The sequence below is a fragment of the Alteromonas sp. LOR genome, from assembly GCF_000753865.1.
Taxonomy (GTDB): Bacteria; Pseudomonadota; Gammaproteobacteria; order Enterobacterales; family Alteromonadaceae; genus Alteromonas.
The window spans coordinates 1-6922 of the sequence record NZ_JQFW01000032.1; the positions used below are offsets into that span (position 1 = coordinate 1).

Annotated in this window: 6 protein-coding genes; 1 reads left to right on the forward strand and 5 read right to left on the reverse strand. The window is 40.9% G+C overall.

Going from position 1 to position 6922, the window contains the following annotated elements; all coding sequences use genetic code 11:
- Nucleotides 1-972: 972 nt before the first annotated feature.
- From JV36_RS0112350 to JV36_RS0112365, 4 genes are all read right to left on the reverse strand, one after another.
- A complete protein-coding gene (locus JV36_RS0112350) occupies nucleotides 973-1596 on the reverse strand; it encodes a hypothetical protein (RefSeq protein ID WP_032096204.1) in 624 nt (207 codons plus the stop codon).
- 93 nt (nucleotides 1597-1689) lie between these two features.
- Nucleotides 1690-2547 (reverse strand): hypothetical protein, encoded by an 858-nt coding sequence (locus JV36_RS0112355; protein ID WP_032096112.1) that lies wholly within the window; start codon nucleotides 2545-2547, stop codon nucleotides 1690-1692.
- Nucleotides 2548-2671: 124 nt separating this feature from the next.
- Complete coding sequence (locus JV36_RS0112360; protein WP_032096113.1) at nucleotides 2672-3082, reverse strand: hypothetical protein; 411 nt, start codon at nucleotides 3080-3082, stop codon at nucleotides 2672-2674.
- Between the two features lie 310 nt (nucleotides 3083-3392).
- On the reverse strand, nucleotides 3393-4190 hold the full coding sequence (locus JV36_RS0112365) for a hypothetical protein (protein WP_032096114.1): 798 nt from the start codon (nucleotides 4188-4190) through the stop codon (nucleotides 3393-3395).
- Between the two features lie 589 nt (nucleotides 4191-4779).
- Between JV36_RS0112365 and JV36_RS0112370 the strand changes: the two genes are divergently transcribed.
- On the forward strand, nucleotides 4780-5445 hold the full coding sequence (locus tag JV36_RS0112370; protein WP_032096115.1) for a hypothetical protein: 666 nt from the start codon (nucleotides 4780-4782) through the stop codon (nucleotides 5443-5445).
- 420 nt (nucleotides 5446-5865) lie between these two features.
- On the opposite strand, the gene JV36_RS19115 is transcribed toward JV36_RS0112370, so the two are convergent.
- On the reverse strand, nucleotides 5866-6922 hold a 1057-nt coding region (locus JV36_RS19115), incomplete at its 5' end, for an IS110 family transposase (RefSeq protein WP_235207836.1).

Genomic DNA, 6922 nt, shown 5'->3' on the forward strand with positions numbered 1-6922 from the left:
CTAGTGGCGAAAAACGCCACCTATTTGGTTTGCCCAATCTATTTTAGCTTTTTACGTAGGTGGAGAAAAACGCCACCTGTTTTGGTTTGTTTCTATGCCTATATTAACGTTCTGAGTACCGCCATACGCATTCATACTCATTTATATGGCATTTTTGTATGGCCAGTGGTTTTCATCTAATGCATTTCTTTAAATGTGAGCGTTTTATTGCGAATTTTTACAGTCTTACCAATACAATCCCTATAAGATTGAGCTTGGACCCCTTTCACACTCATATTACTGGCTATAATACCTCTCACTTTGTGAATTTATCTTGTCTCTTAACCATCTTTACCGACCCGATTCATCTTCTTTTACAGCTTCAATTTTAAATTCCATTTTTGCCAAAAACATAGGTGGCGAAAAACGCCACCATTTTAGATTATTTGTACATTTTTTATACGAATTCGTAAGTCGCGTACCAACCCGAAGGTACTTAGGGTATTTTCAGGAAAACCGCTTATTTTTTTGGGATCTAAAACGATCAATTCTTCGATAATTACGCCACCTCATTTTTCGTGAGGAATATTACTCATATGTAGTACGATATGCATAATGAATCGACCAACCTTTACTAGACAGATTTTCGTTTAAATTTTTCTAGCTTTTCATAAGTTAGTGGCCGCAGTGTTTTGATGCGTAATTCCAGACCAAACCTGAAATCTAATAGTGCTTATTTGCATTATTACAGGAGTATATTGCCGCAATAGTGTAAATATCCATTATTACGGTAACGTAAAAAGTCTTTATGAGTTGTAGTGTGCAGAGTTAGTTTCGATTTATGGTGGCTTACATTTGATCTGACGCTTTCATTTGTTGGATTAGACATCATCTGACTTGCGGCTTCAGACAAGGAGCGGACATTCAGGCCTCCCAGTAAGGACTTATAGCGAAGCGGCAGTTATTTGGTCCCCCTGAATGCCTTTGCTAAGACTATTTTTTAATGTACATAAAGTCCGTTTCACCTGCCGCCAACCAATGCTCAAGGCCCTGCTGAGTGTGATCTAACATTTCTATTTTATTACCAAGCACTTTTCTAAGAGCTTCTAAATACTCAATACCCGATTTAACGACATGGGTTAAGAAGATAAGAAAACGTTTTAGGTCGGGTGGATATACTAAGTCTGTTTCGGACTCAAATAGCTTATGGCTTCCATCCGGTTTTATATATGTGTTGATAGCTGTCTCTAGAACCCAGAGGTTGTACATAAACATAACTTCTGGTTTGTCCGTGTCTTTGATCATGTACCTCAACTCTGGTTTCCATTCTATAGCTTTTTCCAGAAGCTCAGGTTTTATATGACCAATAAATTTATTTCTTAAATACTTAGCAAATTCGAACTCTTTAGATGCCTTTGCATATATATCCGATAAATTCCTGTGCTCTGCATAAATCGAACGCACGGTTAATTCAAAATCTACTAGGTTCGCGATTCCAACAAAGGCTTGCTTAACCAAGATAATACTGGAGATATCTTTGAATCCAGAATCTTCAAACTGCCTATCTATTTCGACCAGATCCGCTTTCAATAGCTTAGATTTAATGAATTTTTCCATAACTCTCATGGGCCATAACTCCAGCGTAAAGGGCCGGCTTGAAGCGCCAGCGGAAATCCGGTCCGGTAGACGCCATGATTAGACTGTGCAGGCTTACACCCGATACTTAATCCGGTTTTCCCTTCTCTGTTGTATTTCCTCAAGCCTCCCTTGGCGCTCATGCTTATAGTCAAAATGGGAATCGATTAAAGCGATATAACCATTAGCATGGAATGCCCATTCATCCTGCTCATCTAGCGAACCTACAAGCAAGTCGCCTGTAAAAGAAGGGCCGATAGTTTCAAAGGTTAAAGCAACAACGGTACTACATACCTCGTTGACTTCGGAAACGATATCTTTAAGCATATCAACGGCTTCCATGCCTAAAGATATGCCCTTTTCCCTTAAGGATAGTTTCTCGTCAATTCTTTTTTTGGTCAGGTGAACATAGTTGGAAGCCCTAACCCAAGCCGAACGAACGCTAGTTGCAAACTTATGATTGTGTTCGCCGAATAACCGAAGGGGAAGATCAAGAACGTGGTCAACGTTGCTTTTATGTACTTTTTTTCCCCTATAAAAAGCAACTTTCTCATCAAAAGAAACCTTCGCTCGAACTTCATCGACATAGGCAACGTTGACAGCTATCTCTAACATGTGACGTAGTTCTCGGCGTGCAGGGTTCAATGCTCCATTTTCCACCGCCAACTGCGCAGTCAAAGCCGCCTCAACAATGTCATCAAAGTGTTGTGGCAGAAGATATTTTTCTCCAAAAACCTGCCATCTTGACGCAGTAAGTCCGCATAGCCTAAGCGTATGAATAAGATCTCTAACGGTTTGTCTCAAAAAAGCGAGTTCTGATTGATATTCTTCGGATGCTCTTAGCTTTTCATGCTCAGAGAATTTATTCTCTACCTCTAGCATCGAATTCTTCATAGCTTCCAATAACGGGTTATCTGATTCGCCTTCCTTCATGGGTCCCTTCTTTTCTGTCTAACTTCTAAATAAGGGGCGCAGGCATGTGGGCTAAAATCCCGAGCGAAGCGAGTAGGCCCACATATTTGCACCCCAGCCCGCGCAGCGCTTGAGCTTAATTTTTTTATACATGATCACCATTAATTTCAAAAGGATCATGCTTAATTAACATGAATGACCAAGCTAGAAGGGCGACACCAGTCACCTCGGATAGATTCACTTGGTAAGACTTAAAAAATTGTGGAAATAAACAGGCAAAACCTAAAGGCATAAGTACAACTCCCAAAAAAGGAGCCAAATTTTCGCCTTTAAATACGAAGACAGTGGCAAGTGCGAGTGCATAAAAGACCAAAGCTGTTAGAGCAAATCCAATTAGCACAGCAACTAAATAGGTTGTCAACATATCAGCGCCCGTTTTAGCTTGAAATGTCTGGCCGAATTCGACTAATAGCGATGCTATAGAGCCTGGCAAAAATACCTTACCTGCCATGTCATCTACAGCTTTGGCGTAAGTAGTTGAAAATCCATCTGACATTTATACTTCCTTATTAATGTATAACGTTAAATGATGCGGCCCTTAAGAACCGCAAATCAATTTTTATCATACCCTTTCACCTCCCGCTTTTTTGCTGTGACTGCGCCGGTATCACATTTAATATTTTGCGAACCTATGCCTTAAGCGGCAGCAATACGTACGTTTCTGCCCATCAGAAGTCGGTGACTGATACTAATGACAGGGAAGGCTTTCTTCCTCGCTAAGACTTCGACAAAACGGCGCTTTAGTTATGCTTTATGCAAAGCGCAAGTGTCAATATTGACAGTCTGTTACAGCGCCTTTTTTATCTTCATTTTAAACCCTTCTTGATGGCTACAATTTCAGCATCGGCTATATTTACCCATGGGGCAATTGGGATTTCTGATTTTGAATAAATAAATTTAACATATTTTAATACAAGTTCTGGTGCTCGGAAGGAATTGGTCTTGAAAAGCTTTATTGCGTAAGAAGCCCGATCTAAATCCTGATCTTCTAGGCTCAATTTTGACTGCATATGCATTACAATGTTTCTTTCATCAATCAGATGACTTATATCTGATCGTAGTGTGCTGTGACCCTTTAATGGCTGTACTTTAAATACTTGAGGTAATAGCTGAAATAACTTTGCTCGCAGAGGTATAGCCAAATCTGAAGCTACCTTTGAAGTTAAAACTTTGCGATCTGATTTTCTCGGTCTTCGTAAAATTAACTCAGTTGGATTCCCGTTATTTAAGCCATAAACTTCAATAGATTTATTTACCCAAGACTCAATAGCGCTTATTGAGAAAGTGACTGCTGCCATTGAATTCTGGCACACGGCAAAGAAGTTCCTGTGATTATCATCAGAGCTTTCAACTTCTAACATTGAATCAAATTCTGATTTATTAACATTTACCGTTTTCTTTATAAATTCGGCGCTGGCGGCTGCTTCAAAAGCAGAAAAGAACATTAATGCTTCAAACTCTGGGGGCGGGATACGCATCTTTAGCCCGTTAAAACTTCCTTGCTTTGAAGTAAACGTGACTTTGCTTCCTGCAGCAATACTAAAACCGAATGCCTCTGTGTCGCATCTTACGGAAATATTATTATCTTCTAGAAAATGTTTCATATCTCTTAAGACTATTAATTTATTAATACTGATACTTTATGGTAACACCCGTTTCCACAGAAAAACGAGATTTCATATTTATATGAGATAGAATGCGAAATGTCCGCTATACGCACAAATGTGCCGTTTTGATACCTGCTCATCAACGGCAGCTTTTGGCGCATAGGGGACCATTTGAAACATGACAGTTCTCCTTTGGTAATGGGACTATCAAGTATGGTTGATTTTCAGAAGTTCGTTTTTCCGACATTGCGGACATAAGCCATTTACTGAAGGGCCGACAGAAAAGTACCAATAAAGGTCTGCTTTTAACGTTTAGTAGATCAAAAAATTCTAAATATAGCGCAAAAAAACTGAATATCTATACACGGTTTACAACTTTCTCCTATATTCAGTAAAACGACTCAATCGCTCGTTTTTGTCCGAAGCAAAGTCATTCCAATTTTCTTGCACCCATTGTCCCCTTTGCCTTTCAGAAACTTGGCAATGATGGCACTATGAAAAAAACGAGCGCATGCTCGGTAGAAAAACGCGCAACTTGCGCACTATTAAATTGTTAGCTGCCTCTTGAAGTAAGGAGTACTTATTAATGAACGAAGATTTTCATTCTCGGGTTGAGAAAGAGTTCGCTGATTATCTAATTAATATTGGTTACCCCAAAGATTCTATTGTGTATGAGCCAGTATTCAAAACCAATGAAGGTAACCGAATTTTTCGTCCTGATTTTTTAATTATCGATCCGGTTAAAAAAGAAAAACTGGCGCTCATCGAAATAAAGGAGAAACACAAGGTACATAATGATGTAACACAAAAGCAGCTCAGGGCTTATAGCAAGGCGGTTGGAAACGATAAGATTCCAGTTTTTCTCGTTTCTCCATCAAATAACACTTTATTGCCTTTTGACCTCCACATATTCAACATAGGTAGTGGACTCATACCTACCGATTTTTCACTATTTCCAACTTTCTCAGCACTGTCAGCTGAAGAAGCTATAGAGAGAAAATCAGAGTTAAGATCAGAAAAAAATCGTATTAGTGAGTCGTTTAAGTACGTATCATGGATTTCTGCGTTTATCATATTCACAATAATTGTTGCTGACTTTATTTGTGCACAATACGATATCAAATTACTTACGACTGAAAGGATGGCTTTATTAGGAGCTATTGTTGCTTTAGTCGTAATGCCATTTGCACAAAAGTTTAAAGGCCTAGGTATTGAGTGGGAAAAAGCAACTCAAGTTGATAAAGGCAGCTAACAAACGCATTAAATCGCTCGCAAGCTCGCTGGGACGCTAACACATGGGCTGCGTCACTTCGTTCCTAATTTTAGCCCATATATTATCGCCCCTTAGTGGGGTGTTGGTATGACTCCCCTTGTCAATAAAAACCAAGTGTCTCCCTGACATTTTTTCGGTCCATAATTAGCTGCTCTCTTGCTCTAAATAAATGAGCTAACGCACCGGATGAGGCAGTAATGTCGTCGGTTGTCATGCTGGTATTCGTGGATTATTCATCTCTCAATGAACAGCGCCTACCTTACTCACTCCGCCGTGGTCACCTTCTCATCAGTCTATGTTCGTAGATCAATAACCGTTAAGTTATTGCCATCATAACGCCCTCGTAGGTTGTGCCACATTCCGCGGCCTGATCCGAATGCGTTAGCTCAAACTCGTTTATCATGCAGGTACTCTGCTCAATCTCAATTTTGGGTTAACTGGCGTAAGTACCACTTCTTTGGCGATAGCCCATATGTAGGCTGCCATCTCTCTGGCTATCGCGGTAATGATCAAGTTGTAGTGTTTACCCTTTTTACTCATGTGCTGATAGCGTTTGCACAGACGCAGTTGTGCTTTCCAAGCGATATCGACGATGTCTTTGGGCAGCCCTTCTTGCCGGATTTGGATATTAGTCGATACATTTGCTGGATATCGATAGCTGTGCGCCCCCTCAATTAACAAGCGCCTAGCTCTGCCGTTACCAGACTTCGTAATAGCGCCCAAATGACGTTTTCCACCAGAGGAATGTTCGCTGGGTACCAAACCTAAATAAGCCATAAGCTTTCTAGGGTGGTCGAATCGGTGTAAATCACCAAGTTCCGCAACAACCCCAACCGCCACTAGCAGCCTCACACCACGCATGGCTTGGATCGCTTTAACAACAGGATAATAGCGCCACTGGTGCACATGATGGGTCAGTTCGTTATCTAACCTTTCCAGTCGTCGTATGCGCTCTTCTATCGTTTGTAGGTACTCTTGCAGCACAATGTGCTGTGCGGGATGAGGTAATATCAGCTCGGTCAGCCACCGTAGATGTTTCTTCGACCAATTAGCCGTACCCTCATATCGAATATTGTTTCTCAGCAGTAGCGCTTTGAGTTGGTATTTGGCTTCTTTTAAATCCTTCATGGCAAGCTCGCGAGCGCGGGATAAATCTCTTACTGCCTCATCTTCTGGCTCCGGCACATAAATAGGCGTGAGATCTTCCGACTTTAGCAGCTTCACTAATTTAAGTGCATCACGGCGGTCAGTCTTAATTCGTTCACCAGGCTTTTTGGGTATAAGGGAAGGCGCGACGACATAACAACAATGCCCTAAACTTGTTATCAGCCGATAAATCCAGTAGCCACAAGGCCCTGCTTCATATACCACGTGAATCGTTGCCCCAGGGTATTTCGATTCAAACTGACGAATGAGCTTTTTAACGCTGACTTTTGAAGAAGGAATGCGGCCATAG